General features: G+C 35.5%; 13 protein-coding genes. 6 read left to right on the forward strand and 7 right to left on the reverse strand.

Annotated features, from left to right (window positions below; all coding sequences use genetic code 11):
• Nucleotides 1–8 precede the first annotated feature (8 nt).
• Nucleotides 9–302: a F0F1 ATP synthase subunit epsilon gene (locus H611_RS0108130; protein ID WP_027137894.1), complete on the forward strand. Its 294-nt coding sequence runs from the start codon at nt 9–11 to the stop codon at nt 300–302.
• An 88-nt stretch (nt 303–390) separates the two neighbouring features.
• On the opposite strand, the gene nadB is transcribed toward H611_RS0108130, so the two are convergent.
• The 3 genes from nadB to H611_RS0108145 form a co-directional block, all read right to left on the reverse strand.
• Nucleotides 391–1,953 (reverse strand): L-aspartate oxidase, encoded by a 1,563-nt coding sequence (gene nadB, locus H611_RS0108135; RefSeq protein ID WP_027137895.1) that lies wholly within the window; start codon nt 1,951–1,953, stop codon nt 391–393.
• Nucleotides 1,954–1,956: 3 nt separating this feature from the next.
• A complete protein-coding gene (nadA, locus tag H611_RS0108140; protein WP_027137896.1) occupies nt 1,957–2,883 on the reverse strand; it encodes a quinolinate synthase NadA in 927 nt (308 codons plus the stop codon).
• A gap of 224 nt (nt 2,884–3,107) precedes the next feature.
• Nucleotides 3,108–4,940 (reverse strand): hypothetical protein, encoded by a 1,833-nt coding sequence (locus H611_RS0108145; protein WP_027137897.1) that lies wholly within the window; start codon nt 4,938–4,940, stop codon nt 3,108–3,110.
• A 291-nt stretch (nt 4,941–5,231) separates the two neighbouring features.
• Between H611_RS0108145 and H611_RS0108150 the strand changes: the two genes are divergently transcribed.
• Nucleotides 5,232–7,820, forward strand: coding sequence for a phosphoenolpyruvate carboxylase (locus H611_RS0108150; RefSeq protein WP_027137898.1), 2,589 nt, complete (start codon nt 5,232–5,234; stop codon nt 7,818–7,820).
• A gap of 185 nt (nt 7,821–8,005) precedes the next feature.
• On the opposite strand, the gene H611_RS0108155 is transcribed toward H611_RS0108150, so the two are convergent.
• The 4 genes from H611_RS0108155 to H611_RS0108170 form a co-directional block, all read right to left on the reverse strand.
• On the reverse strand, nt 8,006–9,247 hold the full coding sequence (locus tag H611_RS0108155; protein ID WP_027137899.1) for an ammonium transporter: 1,242 nt from the start codon (nt 9,245–9,247) through the stop codon (nt 8,006–8,008).
• A 27-nt stretch (nt 9,248–9,274) separates the two neighbouring features.
• Nucleotides 9,275–9,613, reverse strand: a complete 339-nt coding sequence (locus tag H611_RS0108160; protein WP_027137900.1) for a P-II family nitrogen regulator — start codon at nt 9,611–9,613, stop codon at nt 9,275–9,277.
• Between the two features lie 148 nt (nt 9,614–9,761).
• Complete coding sequence (locus tag H611_RS0108165; RefSeq protein ID WP_027137901.1) at nt 9,762–11,045, reverse strand: ammonium transporter; 1,284 nt, start codon at nt 11,043–11,045, stop codon at nt 9,762–9,764.
• Nucleotides 11,046–11,145: 100 nt separating this feature from the next.
• A complete protein-coding gene (locus tag H611_RS0108170; RefSeq protein ID WP_027137902.1) occupies nt 11,146–12,147 on the reverse strand; it encodes an outer membrane beta-barrel protein in 1,002 nt (333 codons plus the stop codon).
• Nucleotides 12,148–12,607: 460 nt separating this feature from the next.
• Between H611_RS0108170 and gltB the strand changes: the two genes are divergently transcribed.
• From gltB to H611_RS0108190, 4 genes are all read left to right on the forward strand, one after another.
• Nucleotides 12,608–17,122 carry a glutamate synthase large subunit gene (gltB, locus tag H611_RS0108175; protein WP_245574784.1) on the forward strand — a complete coding sequence of 1,505 codons (4,515 nt, stop codon included), beginning with the start codon at nt 12,608–12,610 and terminating at the stop codon, nt 17,120–17,122.
• A 4-nt stretch (nt 17,123–17,126) separates the two neighbouring features.
• Entirely contained in the window at nt 17,127–18,590 is a 1,464-nt protein-coding gene (locus H611_RS0108180) for a glutamate synthase subunit beta (RefSeq protein ID WP_027137904.1), read from the forward strand.
• Between the two features lie 145 nt (nt 18,591–18,735).
• Nucleotides 18,736–19,035 carry a hypothetical protein gene (locus H611_RS0108185; RefSeq protein WP_051238766.1) on the forward strand — a complete coding sequence of 100 codons (300 nt, stop codon included), beginning with the start codon at nt 18,736–18,738 and terminating at the stop codon, nt 19,033–19,035.
• A 77-nt stretch (nt 19,036–19,112) separates the two neighbouring features.
• On the forward strand, nt 19,113–20,702 hold the full coding sequence (locus H611_RS0108190) for a SulP family inorganic anion transporter (RefSeq protein WP_027137906.1): 1,590 nt from the start codon (nt 19,113–19,115) through the stop codon (nt 20,700–20,702).
• Nucleotide 20,703 lies beyond the last annotated feature (1 nt).

Genomic DNA, 20,703 nt, shown 5'->3' on the forward strand with positions numbered 1-20,703 from the left:
TAAGAAATATGTATTTAGAAATTGTATCACCTGAAGCCACATTATTTACTAGTGAAGTTGATTCTGTTGCTGTTCCTGGTGTAAATGGAGAATTTCAAGTGTTAAATAATCACGCCCCTATAGTTTCAACTTTAAAATCAGGGTTCGTTAAAATTTACACACATACCCAAAGCCACTTAGTTCTTGATGATTTGCATGGGAAAATTATTCCATCAAAAGATGACAATAAAATATTGCATTTAGAAATTCAATCAGGAACCTTAGAAATGAAGGATAATAAGGTAATTGTTTTAGCAGACTAAAACTTACTGAATACAAAAATAAAAAAGGCGAAACTTGCAAGTTTCGCCTTTTTTATGCACTAAAACTTTAGCGCATATCAATTAGTAATTACATCTTTTTTACGTTATCTAAATTGTAATAACCACCTTTATTTTCTGTTCTTTCTAATGACTGACCAATAATTAAGTGTGCCACATTTATCATATTTCGTAATTCACATAACGAGGTGGTAATTTTAGACGTTCTGTAAAGTTCTTCTACCTCATCATAAATCAAATCAAGATGTTTTACAGCACGATGTAATCGTTCATTACTGCGTACAATACCAACATAATCACGCATTAAAGCCTGCAATTGCTGCGTATTATGTCTAATAACGACATTATCCTTTGTTAGTGTAGTTCCCTCATCATTCCAGTCTGGAATCTCCACATCAGACATTTCATAACCATGTTTGCAAAGGTACTTATAGATATTATGCGCATAAACTAAAGCCTCTAACAACGAGTTAGACGCCAATCTATTCGCGCCATGTAAACCGGTCCGTGTGCACTCACCACAAGCAAATAAATTATCAATACTGGTTTGCCCTTTTTTATTCACCTCTATACCTCCACATAAATAATGTGAAGCAGGCACCACAGGAATCCAATCGCGTTCTACATTGATATGATGATCTAAACACTTCTTATAAATATTTGGGAAATGCTTTTTAAATTCATCCATATCTAAATGGGTACAATCTAAGTATACATGCGAATCACCTGATTCTTTTAATTCACTATCAATGCTCTGTGACACAATATCTCTGGAAGCTAATTCGGCACGCACATCGTAGTCTAACATAAAGCGAACCCCGTCCTTATTTCTAAGATACGCCCCAAAACCTCTTACTGCTTCAGAAATTAAAAAAGAAGACTCTCCTTTTTCTTCATATAAAGCCGTAGGATGAAATTGCACGAACTCCATATCCCTAATTTTTGCCTTGGCACGATAGGCCATTGCAATACCATCACCTGTAGCAATTTTAGGATTGGTAGTATGTCCATATACACATCCAACACCTCCAGAAGCCAATAAAGTACTATTTGCCCTTATTGTGAATATTTCACCTGACTTTTGATCTAGAACGTAGGCTCCGTAACATTGTAATTGTTCAGACTGAATATTTTTCACATGATGATTAGTGACTAAATCGATCGCAAAATGATGCGGTAAAATAGAAATATTTGGTAACTGATGTGCCCTAGCTAACAAAGCACGTTCTATTTCATAACCTGTAATGTCTTTATGGTGCACGACCCGATACTCTGAATGTCCACCTTCTTTTCCTAAATCAAAAACACCCTTGTCATCCAAATCAAAATTCGCGCCCCAATGTAGAAGCTCCTGAAGACGCTTTGGCCCCTCTTTAACGACCATCTCAACAACTTCCTCATTACACAAACCATCGCCCGCAATTAAAGTGTCTTTTATGTGCTTTTTAAAAGAATCGTTTTCCTTATCTGAAACAACAGCAACTCCACCTTGGGCATATTTGGTATTAGATTCATCTTCATTAGCTTTTGTTACAACAACAACCTTTCTTTCAGGATATTTCTCGGCTATCTTAACGGAAAATGTTAAGCCCGCAATTCCTGAGCCAATTACCAAATAATCTGCAGTTATCATGTTTTATTTCGACAATTCTAGCATACGCTCGATAGGTAACAGCGCACGTTCTATAATATTTTCAGGTACATTAATTTGTGGCGATTCGTTTAACAAACAATCGTACAATTTCTGAAGCGTGTTCATTTTCATAAAATGACATTCGCTACAAGCACATGTATTATCTTCCTTTGCAGGTGCTGGAATCATTTCAGTATTTGGCATTTCCTGTTGCATTTTATGTAAAATTCCCGCCTCAGTTGCCACGATAAATTTCTCATCCTGATGTGCTTTTACATAATTAATCATCCCTGAAGTAGATCCGATATAAGTAGCTGTATTTAAAATATGTTCCTCAGACTCTGGATGTGCAATAATCTTATAATCCGGATGTTTTTTATGAAGTTCTATTAATTTATCCATAGAAAATGCTTCATGAACTATACAGCTACCATCCCAAAGCAACATATCACGACCTGTTTCTTTCATAATATAAGCACCCAAATTTCTATCTGGAGCAAATATTATTGGCGTTTCCTTAGGAATAGATTCTACAATTTTAAGGGCATTAGATGAAGTACAAACAATATCACTCAATGCCTTAATTTCAGCAGAACAGTTTACATAAGTAATTACAACATGATCCGGATGTGCTTTAGTAAATTTCTCGAAAGCATCCGGCGGACAAGAATCGGCCAAAGAACAACCTGCGTTTAAATCAGGAAGTACAACTGTTTTTGATGGATTTAAAATTTTAGCCGTTTCAGCCATAAAATGAACGCCTGCAAACACAATAACATCGGCATCGGTCTCCGCTGCCTTTTGCGATAAACCTAAACTATCTCCAACATAATCTGCAATATCCTGAATTTCCCCTACCTGATAATAGTGCGCAAGAATTACAGCATTTTTCTCTTCTTTAAGACGTTTTATCTCCTTTACTAAATCCATTTCAATTTTAATCTACTTTAAAACAACTCTTTTGAAGCCTAAACTTGGCTCAACATATATTTTGCAAATATCTTAATTAAAATTATATGTATTTGAGTTTACTTTAAAAAATAAAAGAAATTTAAGGACATTTTATCTATTTATCAAATCTTTAAATTCTCAGTAATTAAACACGTAGTTAATTAACAAAATTGAAATGGATTTTATCCTATTTATAGTTTGTATTAAGCTAGGACTTTAGAAGCCTCTAATTTAATAACGGCCGATTCAACTTCTAGCCTGAGAATTTCCAATATGTTTTCTGCTTTATGCAATTCGTTAGAAACCTCTACTTTAATAGAGTAAAAAGAGGTTTGCACTTTTTGGAATAACCCCTGATAATAGGCAACTCCCTGGCTTAGGTTTTTAATAAAATTGAATAAATATTTTTCATCCTTTTTTGTCATCGACTCTTTTACGTCGTTGATTTTATTAATTAAATAATCTATATAAATATGGAGTTCTTTAATAAAAAGGTTTGGTCTATATTTAGAATTTAACATATTATCACGTCCGTATATGTGATCTACCATATTTTTCAAACTCATCACTTTTGAATAATATGCCATATTTGGTCCAGGACATATAGAAACCCCTGCTCCTTCTGTCCTTGTTTCCAAATTATAAGCTAACAGAGCTGAAGTCCCTAAACCTACACAAGTACATGACTTCTCAATAATTTTATTATACTGTTTCTTATACTCAAGTTCAGAAAGGTCTTGGCTATCTAACTCCTCTAGTTTTAAATGCTGGTACTCTCTTGATGCAGTACAAATTCCTTTCTCCTTGAACTCTTTATTAAGCGCCACAAACTTCTTAGGACATGCACTACCAGGTCTTCCTTTAGAAATATTTAACTCCTTCTCTAAATCTTTTGTATTATTCTTCAGGTTATTAAATGGAATTCCTAGGGGAGAAATATCACTTAAATATAAATCGTCTTCATTGGCTTGAGCTAATTGATTTAAAGTATCCCTATCTACTGTCGATGCTTCAGGAACTAATAAAAATGGTGTTCCCCATCCAATGGCGTCTAGCTCATATTCGTTTAATAAAAACTCGTGCTCTTCATTGGTTCCAACACCACCTTGAGCCGACACATTAAATTGTAATGCACTTGGGGGAATTTCGCGCCCTTGCTGCTCCAATTCCTTTACTATAACAGCTTCAATAGTCGTTCTTAATTCTTCCCGATTTTCTTTAAATTCAGCTAATACAGGCCCTAAAAGGTACCCATCGGTAGCAAAGGCATGACCTCCGCAATTCAACCCAGATTCGATGCGATATTCAGAAACCCATAAGCCCTTTTTAGCTAGAAATTTACCTTGAATTAATGCGGAACGATAATCGCTCACCTTTAAAATAATCTTCTTTTTAAACTCGCCTTGTGCATTAGGATAAAAATCGTCGAACTCACTCATGTAAGCATATAATCTCGGATTCATACCCGCCGATAGAACTACAGAAGCTTCTAAATCACTTTTAGCAAAACCACGTAAAGCTGCATGGGCATCGTTAAATTCCACAGGTAATTGTTCGTCTTTAACATAGTTATCCTTATCGACTTTCGTCATGATATTAACATCTATACTTCCCTTTTTTAAATGCTGAGAAGCCCACTGTTTTATCTCAGAAACATGAAATCCCTTTTTCTGAACCAAACTTTTATATTCTGCCAATAAAGAAGAATTTGAAGGCAAAAGGTTTAGATAAGTTTTTAAAGCTTCACTCTTTTCGTTAGTAACATTTTTTAAAGCCTCAAAGTTTTTATCAACAAGTTCATTCACTAGATTTAAATAAGAAGTAATACGCTTCGCTCTAAAATCTTCAACTTTTTCTGTTATTTCTTTATACGGCAATTCAAATTTTTCACTGTACATCTTTCTAATCTTCTCAATCAAAATATCATCAACTAAAGATATAACAGAGTCTATTCCCAAATGCGCAACTTTTATCGGACTATCGATAGTAAAACCTATGCCCATTACCGGAATATGAAATGAATGTATTTTATTCATCTAAGTTATTTTTTGGTTAAGTGAGCAAAATTATAACATATGCTACGGACTAACTATGACATTTATCATACTCCCATAATACGACATTATAATAGGCTTAAAGCCTCGTCGCTGTTTTTATAAGAAAAGGCAAGTAAGGCGATTATAAAGATTTTGATTAAGCGCATCATTTTTTTAATTATTCACAATAAGAACTGAATTATTAAAAAAAATTAATAAAACTTCTTTGAGTCTGCACGCTTTAATTATAGCTTCATTACTTTTATGGTTAAATAAAAAATAGAAAGATTTATGTCAGTAGAGCCAAAATTAGCAAGATTCAAACAAAACGTATTATCGAAGTATCAAATATACAACAGTATATTTATGACCTTACCTTTCGATACTATTACAAAAACGGGAGTTTTGTTACCACTTTTTCATGAAACATGTAAAAAAGGATTTGCAAATGGCGATGATCCAACGACCATAGTAGATACATTTTTTAAAAAATACCAAGGCAGACGCTCAAAAGAAAGCCAAATAAACCTCTTGTTCAGATTCATTCAATATATCGAACGCCAGGTGGTGTTATTCGATGCTGTTGAAGATGCAGCTTTCCCCATTGTAAATAACATGGAAGGTATTGGAACCCTTAGAAACTTAAAAGAGTCTGCAAATTCTGAAAATCAACTTGAAGCATTAAAAGCCTATTTAGAAGAATTTAAGGTCCGTATAGTTTTAACGGCACATCCAACACAATTTTACCCTGGAACAGTACTAGGCATTATAACCGATTTAACCGCTGCAATTAAAAGCAACAACCTTTCGGAAATTAATAACTTATTCGCTCAGTTAGGAAAAACACCTTTCTTTAAGCATGAAAAACCTACACCGTACGATGAAGCCATTAGCTTAATTTGGTATTTAGAGAATGTATACTACCAAACCTTTGGTCAAATTTACAATTACATTCAACAAAATATTTACGGCGACGGTAAAAAGCATAACGAAATTATCAATTTAGGATTCTGGCCCGGTGGAGATCGCGATGGCAACCCTTTTGTTAAACCTGATACGACCCTAAAAGTTGCTAAGAAACTAAAACAAGCGGTTCTTAAAAAGTATTATGCCGATTTAAAGCAATTGCGTAGAAAACTAACCTTTAGAGGGGTTGAAGAACGCGTGATTCGATTAGAAACCATCATGTATAATTATAGTATCGATCTTGAAACACCTGATGCTATAAGTTGCGAAGAATTAATAAAAGAACTTTTAAGCATTCGAAATGTGGTGGTTAATGAGCACCAATCACTATATGTAAATGAAATTCACAGCTTAATAAACAGAGTTCACTTATTCAGATATCATTTCGCAACTCTTGATATTAGACAAGATAGTAGAATCCATCACTCGGTGTTTACAGGCGTTGTTGATCAGCTGATAGAAAAAGGAGACACGATATTCCCTGCCAATTATCACGAATTATCGGAAGCAGAACAAATTGATATTCTTTCAAAAGTTTCAAATGAAAATTTAGATTTTGATGCTTTCACAGATGAAATGGTTTACAACACCCTAAAAACGATTGAAGCCATAAAATACATTCAAAAATCGAACGGAGAAAAAGGTGCTAACCGTTACATTATAAGTAATAACCAAACTGCTTTAAACGTTATGCAACTTTATGCCATGCTTAAAATGGCAGCGTTTAAAGAGGAATTAACTGTTGACATTGTACCGCTTTTTGAAACTATTACCGATTTAGAAAATGCTCCAAAAGTTATGGAGCAATTATATACAAATCCTGCTTACGCCGCACATTTAAAAAGCCGTGGAAATAAACAAACCATCATGCTAGGATTCTCTGATGGGACCAAAGATGGTGGTTATTTAATGGCCAACTGGGGCATTTACAAAGCCAAAGAATTACTAACCGAAATGTCACGAAAATATGATGTAACGGCTATATTCTTTGATGGCCGTGGTGGACCACCAGCACGCGGAGGTGGAAAAACCCACCAGTTCTACGCATCTTTAGGCCCAACTATTGAGGACAAAGAAGTACAACTTACTATTCAAGGGCAAACCATTAGCTCTAACTTCGGAACATTAGATTCTGCTCAATATAACATCGAACAACTTATTAGTTCTGGCATTAAGAACAGCATTGATGGCAGTAAAAATAAAATGTCTGAAGAAGATAAAGTCGTAATGAACGATTTGGCCGTTACCAGCTACGAAGTTTATAAGGACTTTAAAAATCACCCAATGTTTATCCCGTATTTAGAGCGTATGAGTACGTTAAAATATTACGCAAAAACCAATATTGGTAGTAGACCTTCAAAACGCTCAAAGTCTGATGAATTAATATTTTCAGATTTAAGAGCCATTCCATTTGTAGGGTCATGGAGTCAGTTAAAACAAAACGTTCCTGGCTTCTTTGGCGTTGGTACTGCCTTAAAAAACTACGAAGATCGTGGTGAATTTCATAAAGTAGAACAGCTTTATAAAAATTCTAAATTCTTTAAGACCTTACTTGAAAACAGTATGATGTCTCTAACAAAATCGTTCTTTGATTTAACCAAATACATGGCTAAAGATGAAGAATTTGGAGAATTCTGGAACATTATTTACACCGAATACGAGAAGACAAAATCTATTTTATTAAAGCTTACTGGGTATGAAGAATTAATGGAAAACGAACCTTCTGGAAAAGCTTCAATTGAAGTACGAGAGTCTATTGTTTTACCATTACTTACTATTCAACAATATGCCTTAAAGAAAATTCAGGAACTTGATAAAGCAGGCGTAAAAGACGGTGAAGAGTTAGAAATATTTGCAAAAATAGTGACACGCTCTTTATTTGGAAACATTAATGCCAGTAGAAACTCTGCTTAAAAAAACTTTTTATTTATTACCATAAATTAAAGCCTTCAATTAAAATTGAAGGCTTTTTTATTTACATACTTTTATAAACTTAATCATTATAACTGAAACTCAACATTTAGCTATACTAACTCAAAAAAAGATGCCTCATCTATAAAAGACAAGGCATCAGCATAATATTTATTCTTTTCTAAATCTTAATGCTCATTCAATCTAAAATCAGGATACGCATCCATACCATGCTCATGTCCATCTAAACCTTCTAATTCTTCACGTTCCGAAACTCTAATACCCATTGTTTTCTTTAAAGTATATATAATTACGAATGCTGAAACTATGCATATAGCAGCATAAGAAGCAACACCTATTAACTGACTTATAAACTGATCAACTCCAGCAAGATTTCCAAAGATTCCAACCGCTAAAGTTCCCCAAATACCGCACACTAAATGCACAGCTATAGCACCAACGGGATCGTCCAATTTCAATTTATTATCAACGAAACTAACCGCCAAAACAATTAAAGCACCTGCAACTGCACCGATTATAATAGCATCTGTTGGGCTCATTTGGTCAGCACCCGCAGTAATACCGACTAAACCACCTAATATACCATTTAGAAACATTGTTAAGTCTAGATTCTTATACATAGCGGTAGACACTAGCATCGCTACAACTCCACCAGCGGCTGCAGCCAAACATGTGGTCACTAAAGTTAATGATGTTAAGGTCGGATCGGCAGACAACACAGAGCCTCCATTAAATCCAAACCATCCTAACCATAAGATTAATACACCAGCTGTAGCCATAGGAATATTATGTCCTGGAATAGCCTGTGGTTTTCCATCTTTAAATTTACCTATTCTTGCTCCTAATAAACAAACAGCAACTACAGCAGCCCATCCACCAACTGAATGCACTAGCGTTGAACCTGCAAAATCATAGAATGGAGTTTCTAACATATCTAAAAAGCCACCTCCCCATTTCCAAGAACCAGCAATAGGATACACAAACCCTACATATACAACGGTAAATATCATAAAAGGTAAAATCTTAATACGCTCGGCTACCGCACCTGAAACAATAGTCGCTGCTGTTGCGGCGAACATCCCCTGAAATAAGAAATCTGTCCAATAGGTATAACCTTCGTTATATGTTAAATCTAACACTCCATCAACAGTAGGTGAATCTAACCCAAACCCGGCAAATCCAAATATTCCTGAAGAACCTTCTGCAAAACCAGGGTACATTAAATTAAACCCTACCAAACAGTACAATAATAGACCTATGGTAATAATAAAAATGTTTTTAAATAATATATTGATTGTATTTTTTTGTCTTGTTAATCCAATTTCCAAAAATGCAAATCCTAAATGCATGAAGAAAACTAGTGCTGTACAGATCATCATCCATACATTATTTGTTGTAAGTAATTCCATAATAATTATTTAATAATTAGTTGCTTGTTATTTTAAAGTATCTCCTCCCTTTTCTCCTGTCCTTATTCTGTAACATTCATCTATAGTGGAAACAAATATCTTACCATCTCCTACTTCCCCTGTTGCAGCTGAATTTAAAATTGCTTTAATAGTTACCTCTTCAAAATCATCATTCACGACAATAGATAAATATCGACGCTGAATATCACTAGTGCTATAAGAAATTCCTCTGTAAACATGCCCTTCTTTCTCATTACCTAATCCAGTAACATCCCAGTAAGAAAAAAAGTTTACCCCTACTTCGTGTAAAGCGTCTTTAACCGCGCGAAATTTTGACTTTCTAATAATTGCTTCAATTCTTTTCATTTTATATCTTATTAATATTGATTAGTTAGTTGAATATAAGAAAATAATTTTGTCTCCATTTTCATATAATTTCTCTAATACTTAAAAATTCAAAAGATGCCTTATATAATAAGACATCCTTTAAATTTTTATTTAGAAATAATTATGCTTATTCCATTTCTCTTTGTCTCTTACCTGCGTAAGCAATTGTTCCGTGCTCAGAAATATCAAGACCAGCAATCTCTTCAGCCTCTGTTACTCTTAAGCCACCACAACATTTCTTAATAATAGTAAGGAATATGTATGATAACACAATGGCCCAAACCGCATAAGCTACTACACCAATTGCCTGCGCAATTAATTGTGAAGCACCACCTCCATTAAATAATCCAATACCTGTATCACCATCTACACCCCAAAGACCTATCACTAAAGTTCCCCAAGCTCCGGCAACACCGTGTACTGAAATAGCTCCTACAGCATCATCAATTTTTAATGTTTTTTCAATGAACCCTATAGACAATACCACAAGAACACCACCTAATAATCCAGCTAACACAGCCCCACCTTCAGTCATGTTACCACAACCAGCAGTAATACTTACTAAACCGGCAAGTGCCCCGTTTAATGTCATTCCTAAATTTGGTTTACCATTTTTGATCCAAGTAAATAACAATCCACTTAAAGCTCCAGCAGCAGCAGCTAAGTTAGTTACTAAAACGACTTGAGATGCAGCAGTTGCATCGTCGCCACCCCATGCTAATTGAGAACCACCATTGAATCCGAACCATCCTAACCAAAGGATAAACACACCTAAAGTAGCATACATTTGGTTATGGCCGTGCATTTCAACTGGCTTACCGTTTAAGAATTTTCCAATTCTTGGTCCTACCATCCAAGCAGCAACAAGTGCCGCCCATCCTCCTACAGAGTGTACAATAGAAGATCCGGCAAAATCGATAAATTCAGCAGGCATCCATTCAGCGTTTAACCAACCACCATTCCATTCCCAACCACCAGCGATTGGATAAATAATAGCTGTTAAGATGATACTGAAGATCGCATACGTAGTATATTTTGTTCTACCAGCTATAGCTCCGGACACAATTGTTGCGGCAGTTGCAGCAAATACTGTTTGGAAAAATAAATCTGCAGCGCCTTGAGAGAAGATTAAACCTCCCCAGTGAAGAAATCCTCCTCCAGAAATATCCGCTCCATACATTAAAGAATACCCAATAAACCAGAAGGCTAAAGAACCTACGGCAATATCAAGAAAATTCTTCATTGCAATGTTTACTGCATTCTTAGAATCTGTCATACCTGACTCAACTAAGAAAAAACCTGCCTGCATAAAGAATACTAAGATACCTGAAATAAGCATCCATAACATCCCCATATCACCTTCGATTGCAGCAGTGTCTTGAATTAAAAGTGGCACATTTAATAATGACATAATAATATAGTTTTAAGGGTTAATTAAAGAGAATAAAGCCGTTGGTTAGTTTAATCCTTACTTTATTCTCTTTAGAAAATTAAGTTTTAAAGTTTTATTCTTAGAAAGAATAGATAGCAGCAAGTGTAAAGGCTGCTAAATTATCCGAAGCCATACCATCATTATCGATATATGGCATATCATTAGACCAAGAATCTAATCTTACCTCTGGCTTAATAATTAAGTTCTCAAGCGTATAACTTCCGGTTAAAGTAGCTGCAAATACACTTGGTAAATCATCAGCATCTTTATCATGGTATCCAAAATACTCTCCTCTTAGACCAAGGCTCCAAGAATCAGTAAAAGAGTATTGTGGGTATAAAGCAGCTCCATAAAATCCAGCACCGTCATTATCGTTATACGCACCATTGATTCCTAAGAAGAATGAATCTGCTAAATCAAAGCCACCTGTATAGTCTATCTCAAAACCTAGACCGTCATTCTCTCCACTATCATAATATAAGTTAAGAAATTGTCCATAGAAACCTACTTGAGCACCGAATGCGTATTCACCCGTCATTGACACATTATTAGTATCCCATGGATTGGTTACAGCTAACATGATGCTCCAATCATCAGATAAAGCAAAGTCTGCTTTTAATCCCATATGAGAGAAAGGCCCGTTTGAAAATAAATAAGAACAACTGTAGTTGAAATTAGCTGCCGGAGCGATAACTTCATAACCTAAAAAGGTATTCCATCTACCAAATGTTAAGGTAGTACTTTCAGATACGTTCCAGTAAACATATGCTTGATTCACAATCCCATCAATAATATCAGAATTAAATGTAGCACCTGCTCCTCTTGGTCCAGTTACAAGATCAAGTACAGCACCTACCTTATTACCTTCATAACTTGCTATAAGATTCCCCATACCTAATGCAAATCCTGATTGTTCCGCAAAAGCAGTACCGAAAGATACGCCTTCATTATCCGGAGCAGTTAGATAAGTTTGATAATAGGCATCTACACTACCTGATATTGATAACTTAGGTTTTTCATCTTCCTGAGCAAATAATACCGATACCATAAGTAGCATTGAAAGGGTGATTAATTTTTTCATAATGTTAATTTTTAAGTTAATTTATTGGTTAATTTTTCCTTAAGAATGGAGTAAATCTATATCAAAAAGATTTAAACCCCATATTTTTAAGGGGTCAATAACTCACTTTTATCAAAATTCTAATTTTAACCCCTTTTTTTTAGGGGTTACATTAAAATAATTTGATTTTTTGTGTTTTCAACAAACAAATTCTTTGAATAATCGTCAACATTTACCCTTTTTAAATAACATTATTTCTATTTCTACTAAAATTCATTAGCATTAATTCACTAATCTTCATTTAACACTCATTTTTACGCATTGAATATTTATTAAAAATCCCCATATTTATTGACAGATAATTATTTTTATATTAACTTATATCATAAAATCGGAATAATTATTTAGCGGTTATTTTTATTTAAAATCTATACATATATTCGCTAATTAAGTGACATTTTAAATCCAAATATTGTTGATTATGCTGAAGAAACAAGGAATGTATTTACCTGAATATGAGCACGCAAACTGCGGAGCTGGTTTCATTTGTAATCTTAAAGGTGAGAAGACAAATCAAATCATTCACGATGCGTTAGAGATTCTTGTAAAGTTAGAACATCGAGGCGGTGTTAGTGCCGACGGAAAAACAGGAGATGGTGCCGGTTTACTAATAGATATTCCACACGATTATTTTAAACGCGTTTGTAGTTTTTCTATTCCAGAACCGAGAGACTATGCCGTTGGGATGATATTTTTACCAAAAAACAAAAATCAATATACATTTTGTAAAAACACCTTTGAAAGGGAAATAAAAGCACAAGGGCTTACTATTTTAGGGTGGAGAGAAGTTCCTGTTGATTCATCACAATTAGGGGAAATTGCTTTAGCTTCCGAACCTAAAATTGAACAAATTTTTATTGGAAAATCTGAAGATATTTCAGAAACAGATTTCAAGGCGAAACTTTATGCCGCTCGTAAAATAACAGAACATGAAATTCGTACTTCTAAAATTTCTGAAAGTGACTATTTCTACGTTACAAGTTTATCAACCACAACATTAATATATAAGGGTATTATTATGCCCGAGGACATTGGACCTTACTATACCGACTTACAACAAATCGATTTAGTAACACGTCTAGCATTGGTGCACCAACGTTTCTCAACCAACACCATGCCTACTTGGGAATTAGCTCAACCATTCCGTTTTATGTGTCAGAATGGCGAGATCAACACCTTGAGAGGTAATGTAAGTCGTATGCGTGTACGTGAAGAAATCATGAAAAGTGATGTTTTCGGACCACAAATTGATAAACTATTCCCAATAATTCTTCCTGGCAAGTCGGACTCAGCATCTATGGACATGGTGGTTGAATTATTAACACACACTGGCCGTTCATTGCCTGAAATAATGATGATGATGATTCCTGAAGCCTGGGAAAAACACAAAACCATGTCTGAAGACAGAAAGGCTTTTTACGAGTATAACGCTTGTATTATGGAGCCTTGGGATGGACCTGCATCGGTTCCATTTACCGATGGTGATTACATTGGAGCTTTATTGGACAGAAACGGACTAAGACCTTCTAGATATACCGTTACAAAAAGTGGTAAACTTATTATGTCTTCAGAAATTGGGGTTGTAGACATAGCTCCTGAAGATATTGAAAGCCATGGTAGACTGGAGCCGGGTAAAATGTTCTTGGTAGACATGAACGAAGGTCGCATTATAAAAGATGAAGAAATAAAAGATAAAATTGTTTCTGAACGCCCTTATAAAGCCTGGTTAGATAAAACAAGATTGCATCTTAAAGACGTACCTTACACTAACGAAACTTGTCCGATAGAAACAATCGACATTAAAACAAGACAGCGCCTATTTAACTATACTTTCGAAGATATACAAGAGGTTATAACCCCCATGGCCGTAGCTGGTAAGGAAGCTTTAGGCTCCATGGGTATCGATACTCCTTTAGCTGTTTTATCAGACAGACCTCAGCTAATTTCAAATTACTTCAAGCAATTATTTGCGCAGGTTACGAATCCTCCATTGGATGGAATTCGTGAAGAAATAGTTACTGACATCAGCCTTAATTTAGGTAAAGACCGTAACATATTCAGTATCACCGAAAGACAATGTAGAAAATTACGTATTCAAAACCCAGTAATTTCAAATGCGGATTTAGAAAAAATAAGAACCATTTCTATTGAAGGATTCAAAGCTGAAACTATCCAAATGTTATACCCTAAAAAACAGGGATTAAATGGTATAGAGGAAGCTCTTGAAGACATTATTACACAAGTTGAAAAAGCATTAGATAGAAAAACAAACATTATCATTCTTTCTGATAGAGGCGTCAACCAAGACTTCGCTCCTATACCTGCTTTATTAGCTTGTTCCTATGTTAACCACCAATTAAACCGCTTACGTAAACGTTCTTACTTCGATATCATAATCGAATCTGCAGAGCCACGTGAACCACATCATTTTGCGACCTTATTCGGTTATGGCGCCAGTGCAATTAACCCTTATATGGTTAATGAAATTATACGTATGCAGGTAAAAGAAGGATTTATTGAAAATCTTAACGAAGACAAAGCTGTTGAAAACTTCAATAAAGCCATTGGCAAAGGAATACTAAAAATCATGAATAAAATTGGAATCTCAACGTTACATTCGTACCGAGGTTCTCAAATTTTTGAAATCGTTGGTTTCAACTCCCAATTTGTTGAAAAATACTTCCCATATACCGCTTCTAGAATCGAAGGTATTGGGTTATACGAGATAGAACGAGAAATTAACGAACGCTACAAGCAAGCGTATCCAGATAATAAAATTGATAAAAAATTAGGTTTAAATATAGGTGGCGACTACCGTTGGAGACGTAATGGAGAGCGTCATATGTTTAACCCAACTACCGTGGCTAAATTACAGCAAGCTGTACGTTTAAGCGACCAAAAAAGTTACGATGTTTATGCAAAAGCAATAAACGAACAGTCTGAAAACTTAATGACCATCCGTGGTTTATTTGAATTTGATAATTTAGACCCGATTCCAATTGAAGAAGTAGAGCCTTGGACAGAAATCGTAAAACGCTTTAAAACGGGCGCTATGTCTTACGGATCGATTTCCAGAGAAGCTCACGAAAACTTAGCCATTGCGATGAACCGTATTGGAGGTAAATCGAATTCTGGTGAAGGTGGAGAGGACAGAAAACGATTCCATCCAGATGTAAATGGAGACAGTCGTAATTCCGCTATCAAACAAGTGGCTTCTGGTCGTTTTGGTGTAACCTCACATTACTTAACCAACGCTAAAGAAATTCAAATTAAAATGGCACAAGGTGCGAAACCTGGTGAAGGTGGACAGTTACCTGGAGAAAAAGTATTACCATGGATTGCAGCCGCACGTAATTCAACACCTTTTGTTGGATTGATTTCGCCACCACCACATCACGATATTTACTCGATTGAAGATTTAGCGCAGCTAATTTACGATTTGAAAAATGCGAACCGAGAAGCTCGTATTAATGTAAAATTAGTATCAGAAGTTGGTGTTGGCACCATCGCTGCCGGTGTTGCTAAGGCTAAAGCCGATGTTGTTTTAATTTCTGGTTACGATGGGGGTACTGGAGCATCGCCTCTAACATCACTTAAACATGCTGGTCTTCCTTGGGAGCTTGGTTTATCAGAAGCACAACAAACATTGGTACTAAATGACTTAAGAAGTCGTATTGTGGTAGAATGTGACGGACAATTAAAAACAGGACGTGATGTTGCTATCGCTGCTTTATTAGGTGCTGAGGAATTCGGGTTTGCAACCGCGCCTTTAGTTGCCTCAGGATGTATCATGATGCGTAAATGTCATCTAAATACTTGTCCAGTTGGTATTGCCACTCAAGACAAAGAGTTGCGTAAAAACTTTAAGGGTACCCCAGAGCACGTTATTAATTTCTTCTACTATGTAGCGGAAGAATTAAGAAGCATTATGGCGCAATTAGGATTCAGAACTTTAGCTGAAATGGTTGGTCAAACGCATAAAATTAATGCGAATAAAGCCATTAAACATTACAAAGCGCGTGGTTTAGATTTATCAGCTATCTTACATCGTCCAGCATCTTATAACAAAATGACGGTAAGAAATACCGAAAAACAAGATCATAACTTAGATAGTGTTTTAGATTTTACCATCTTGAAAGACTCACACAGAGCTTTATATAGAAAAGAAAAAATGGATTTAGCTTACCCGATTCATAATACAGATCGTACGGTAGGAGCCATAGTAAGTAATGAAATTTCTAAGATTTACGGCCACCTAGGTTTACCTGAAGACACCTTAAATATTAATTTCACAGGATCGGCAGGACAAAGTTTTGGAGCCTTCGGTGCACATGGATTAACATTCAAGTTAGAAGGCAATACCAACGATTATTTAGGTAAAGGACTATCTGGCGCTAAACTTATCGTGAAAAAACCTGTAAAAGCCGATTTTATTGCTGAAAACAACATCATAGTTGGTAACGTTTGTTTATTCGGTGCCGTAGAAGGAGAAGCCTATATAAACGGTATTGCCGGTGAACGTTTCGCAGTGCGTAATTCAGGAGCAACAGCCGTAGTAGAAGGCGTAGGAGACCACTGTTGTGAATATATGACGGGTGGACGCATTGTGGTTCTTGGCAGAACAGGCAGAAACTTTGCCGCTGGTATGAGCGGTGGAATTGCTTATGTTTATGACCCAGAAAATAAATTTACTAATGGTTTATGCAACACTGAAACCATAGAGTTTGAAGACATGTCTACTCAAGATCAGGAAGAATTAAAATCTTACATCGAGAAACATATACTATACACAGATAGTTCTCGAGGAAAAGCACTACTTGAAGACTGGGAAAACAGCTTAAGTAATTTTGTAAAAGTGATGCCAACAGAATACAAGCGCGCTTTAAAAAGATTAGAGACTGAAGAACAAATGGTAGAAGAATTAGAAATAGCATAGTGTCATGGGAAAAGTAACAGGATTTAAAGAATTTGAAAGACAAGATGAAACGTACACACCTGTAAAAGACCGTGTACAACATTATAAAGAGTTTACAGTTCCATTAAGTGAAGCTGAAATAACAAAACAAGGATCGCGTTGTATGGATTGTGGAATCCCTTTTTGCCATAGTGGTTGTCCACTAGGTAATTTAATTCCAGATTTCAACCATATGGTCCATCAAGGTGAGTGGCAAAAAGCCTCATGGTTATTACATTCCACGAATAACTTCCCTGAATTTACAGGACGCTTATGCCCTGCTCCGTGTGAAAAATCATGTGTATTAGGTATTATTGAAGATCCCGTATCAATAGAAAATATTGAAAAAAACATTGTAGAGCGTGCTTTTCAAGAAGGATGGATTAAACCTCAACCTCCAAAAACACGCACCGGTAAGACAGTGGCAGTTGTAGGTTCTGGCCCTGCTGGTTTAGCAGCAGCTCAACAATTAAACCGTGCCGGACACACAGTAACCGTTTTCGAACGTGATGATGAAATCGGAGGTTTATTGCGTTACGGTATTCCAAATTTCAAACTGGAAAAAGAAATTATCGATCGTCGCTTAGCAATCTTGAAAGCCGAAGGTATCGTATTTAAGACCGACGTAAATGTTGGTGTTAATTATGATGTCGAAGAATTAAAAACATTCGATTCTATTGTTCTATGTGGTGGTGCAACGGAAAGACGTAGTTTACCTACTCCTGGTATTGATGCTGATGGTGTTGTTCAGGCTATGGACTTCCTAACTCAGCAAACTAAGGTACTTTTTGGTAAGGAAGTAAAAGACCAAGTTATGGCTACTGGCAAAGATGTTATCGTTATTGGTGGTGGTGATACTGGTTCCGACTGTATAGGCACTTCTAATCGTCATGGTGCTAAATCGGTTACTAATTTCGAAATTATGCCAAAACCACCGGGACACCGTTCCCCACAAACACCATGGCCATTCTGGCCATTACAATTAAAAACATCGTCATCACATGAAGAAGGTGTTGAACGTAATTGGCTTATTAATACCAAAGAATTTGTTACTGACGACAACAATAAATTAATTGCTTTGAAAACAGTAAATGTTGAATGGAAAATGGTTCCAGGTGAGCGTCCACAATTAATTGAAGTACCAGGAACGGAAAAAACATGGCCTTGTGATTTAGCTTTATTAGCACTTGGATTTACAGGACCTGAAAGTACTTTAGCCGATAAATTAGGTATTGAAAAAGATACCCGCTCTAATTACAAAGCAGAGTATGGAAAATATCAAACAAACACACCGAACATCTTTACGGCCGGAGATATGCGCCGTGGACAATCATTAATTGTTTGGGCTATTTCAGAAGGCAGAGAAGCTGCCAGACAGGTAGACATCTATTTAATGGGTAAATCAAACCTACCAACAAAAGACATGTCTGGAGACTTAGTTGCTATGTAATTATAACCAATATAAATATGTACACGTCGCTCTAATTTTTATTAATTATTGCGACGTGTTTTTTTTAATCTATTTTTTTTAGATTATATTTAGCATCATTAATTATTATTTATTTAAATACGACGACACTTTAACAAACTAACAAATGATTAAACAGTCAATCGCAATATTCTTTACAGCACTGTTTATGGCACAAATCTCTGCGCCATCGGTTATTATTGCTCTTGATGACACATTTGACACTTCAGTATTCTATTCTTTTTCTGAAGAAGAAGAAAACGGAAAAAGTAAAAATCTTATATCGCCGTTTTCATTAATAAACCATGATTCCCTAACAAGCTTCTCTTTTCGTAAATATGAGGTTTTCAGATACATGTATGGGATATACCCAAAACCTCATCTTAATTTAATTTCACCTCCACCCGACCAAAACATATATTCTTAGTTTCTAAACTTTTTAAGTCATTAATTTATTATTAATCAATACATCTTGGTTTACCTAAGATGACAAACTTATTATATATGTTTAATTATATTAAAAATGATATACCAGCCAGTATTGTAGTATTCTTTGTAGCCTTACCCTTATGTCTTGGTATCGCCTTAGCCAGTGGGGCACCTCTATTCTCAGGATTAATTGCGGGAATTGTCGGAGGCATTGTTGTTGGTAGCCTGAGTGGTTCCAACATAGGTGTAAGTGGGCCTGCGGCCGGACTTGCAGCCATTGTATTAACTGCCATCGGTACACTTGGCGGTTATCAAAACTTCTTAGTTGCCGTTGTATTAGGAGGGATTATACAAATCGTTTTTGGGGTTCTTAAAGCTGGTGTTATAGGATATTACTTCCCTTCATCCGTTATTAAAGGCATGCTAACAGGCATTGGCATCATTATTATTTTAAAACAAATACCACATTTTTTTGGCTACGATGCCGATCCTGAAGGCGATTTTGCCTTTTTACAATTGGATGGAGAAAATACTTTTTCTGAAATATTTAAAACCTTTAAATACATCGCTCCAGGTTCAACAATCGTTGGCATACTCGGTTTAGGAATTATTCTGCTTTGGGATAAAGTACTTTCAAAGAAAGGAAAATTTTTTCAAATTATTCAAGGACCTCTTGTAGCTGTGGCATTAGGAATTATTTATTTTATTATAACCGAAAACCATGACGTACTAAGTATTTCGAGTAATCATCTGGTAAGCGTTCCAATACCTGAAGATTTAACTTCTTTTTTCGGACAATTTAGCTTTCCAAATTTTGCTGTAATTACCAACCCTGACGTTTGGGTTGTTGGATTTACGGTTGCATTAGTGGCCAGTTTGGAAACTCTTCTTTGTGTGGAAGCAACCGATAAGATAGACCCACACAAAAATGTTACACCCACAAACAGAGAATTATTAGCTCAAGGAACAGGAAATATTATATCTGGTCTTATTGGTGGTTTACCAATAACACAAGTTATTGTAAGAAGTTCTGCGAATATTCAATCCGGAGGTAGAACTAAACTTTCTGCTATTATTCATGGATTCTTACTTCTTATTTCAGTAATTCTGATACCCCGCCTATTAAATATGATACCCCTTTCGGTCTTAGCAGCCGTACTTTTAATTGTAGGCTATAAATTAGCCAAACCAAAATTGTTCAAACAAATGTATGATTTAGGCTGGAAGCAATCAATACCTTTTACTGTTACCGTATTAGGAATCGTGTTTATTGATCTACTATATGGTATTGGCCTTGGATTGCTAGTAGGTATTATTGTTATTTTACTGAAAAGTTACCAAAATTCACACTTCCTTCATATTGAAGATAAAAGCAATGGCAAACATCAAATTAAAATGACACTTGCCGAAGAAGTGACCTTCTTTAATAAGGGTGCCATTTTAAAAGAATTGGACAGTTTACCTAGAGATACTTATTTAGAAATAAATCTATTAAAAACAAGATATCTAGACAATGATATAATTGAAATACTCGAAGACTTTGGTTTAAAGGCTAAAGAACGAAATATAGATATCAAGCTAGTCTCCAAACGTGGTGTTGTAGAAAATCCTCCAAGTTTTATCGAATTCTTTAGAACAAGACCTAAATCAGCTATGGGATTATAAA

This window comes from Gaetbulibacter saemankumensis DSM 17032 (genome assembly GCF_000425645.1).
In the GTDB taxonomy this organism is placed as follows: Bacteria; Bacteroidota; Bacteroidia; order Flavobacteriales; family Flavobacteriaceae; genus Gaetbulibacter; species Gaetbulibacter saemankumensis.

Excerpts from the sequence above, each read along its gene's own strand:
- H611_RS0108130 (WP_027137894.1), top strand. The coding sequence starts at position 9 with ATGTATTTAGAAATTGTATCACCTGAAGCCACATTATTTACTAGTGAA.
- nadB (WP_027137895.1), bottom strand. The coding sequence starts at position 1,953 with ATGATAACTGCAGATTATTTGGTAATTGGCTCAGGAATTGCGGGCTTA.
- nadA (WP_027137896.1), bottom strand. The coding sequence starts at position 2,883 with ATGGATTTAGTAAAGGAGATAAAACGTCTTAAAGAAGAGAAAAATGCT.
- H611_RS0108145 (WP_027137897.1), bottom strand. The coding sequence starts at position 4,940 with ATGAATAAAATACATTCATTTCATATTCCGGTAATGGGCATAGGTTTT.
- H611_RS0108150 (WP_027137898.1), top strand. The coding sequence starts at position 5,232 with ATGTCAGTAGAGCCAAAATTAGCAAGATTCAAACAAAACGTATTATCG.
- H611_RS0108155 (WP_027137899.1), bottom strand. The coding sequence starts at position 9,247 with ATGGAATTACTTACAACAAATAATGTATGGATGATGATCTGTACAGCA.
- H611_RS0108160 (WP_027137900.1), bottom strand. The coding sequence starts at position 9,613 with ATGAAAAGAATTGAAGCAATTATTAGAAAGTCAAAATTTCGCGCGGTT.
- H611_RS0108165 (WP_027137901.1), bottom strand. The coding sequence starts at position 11,045 with ATGTCATTATTAAATGTGCCACTTTTAATTCAAGACACTGCTGCAATC.
- H611_RS0108170 (WP_027137902.1), bottom strand. The coding sequence starts at position 12,147 with ATGAAAAAATTAATCACCCTTTCAATGCTACTTATGGTATCGGTATTA.
- gltB (WP_245574784.1), top strand. The coding sequence starts at position 12,608 with ATGCTGAAGAAACAAGGAATGTATTTACCTGAATATGAGCACGCAAAC.
- H611_RS0108180 (WP_027137904.1), top strand. The coding sequence starts at position 17,127 with ATGGGAAAAGTAACAGGATTTAAAGAATTTGAAAGACAAGATGAAACG.
- H611_RS0108185 (WP_051238766.1), top strand. The coding sequence starts at position 18,736 with ATGATTAAACAGTCAATCGCAATATTCTTTACAGCACTGTTTATGGCA.
- H611_RS0108190 (WP_027137906.1), top strand. The coding sequence starts at position 19,113 with ATGTTTAATTATATTAAAAATGATATACCAGCCAGTATTGTAGTATTC.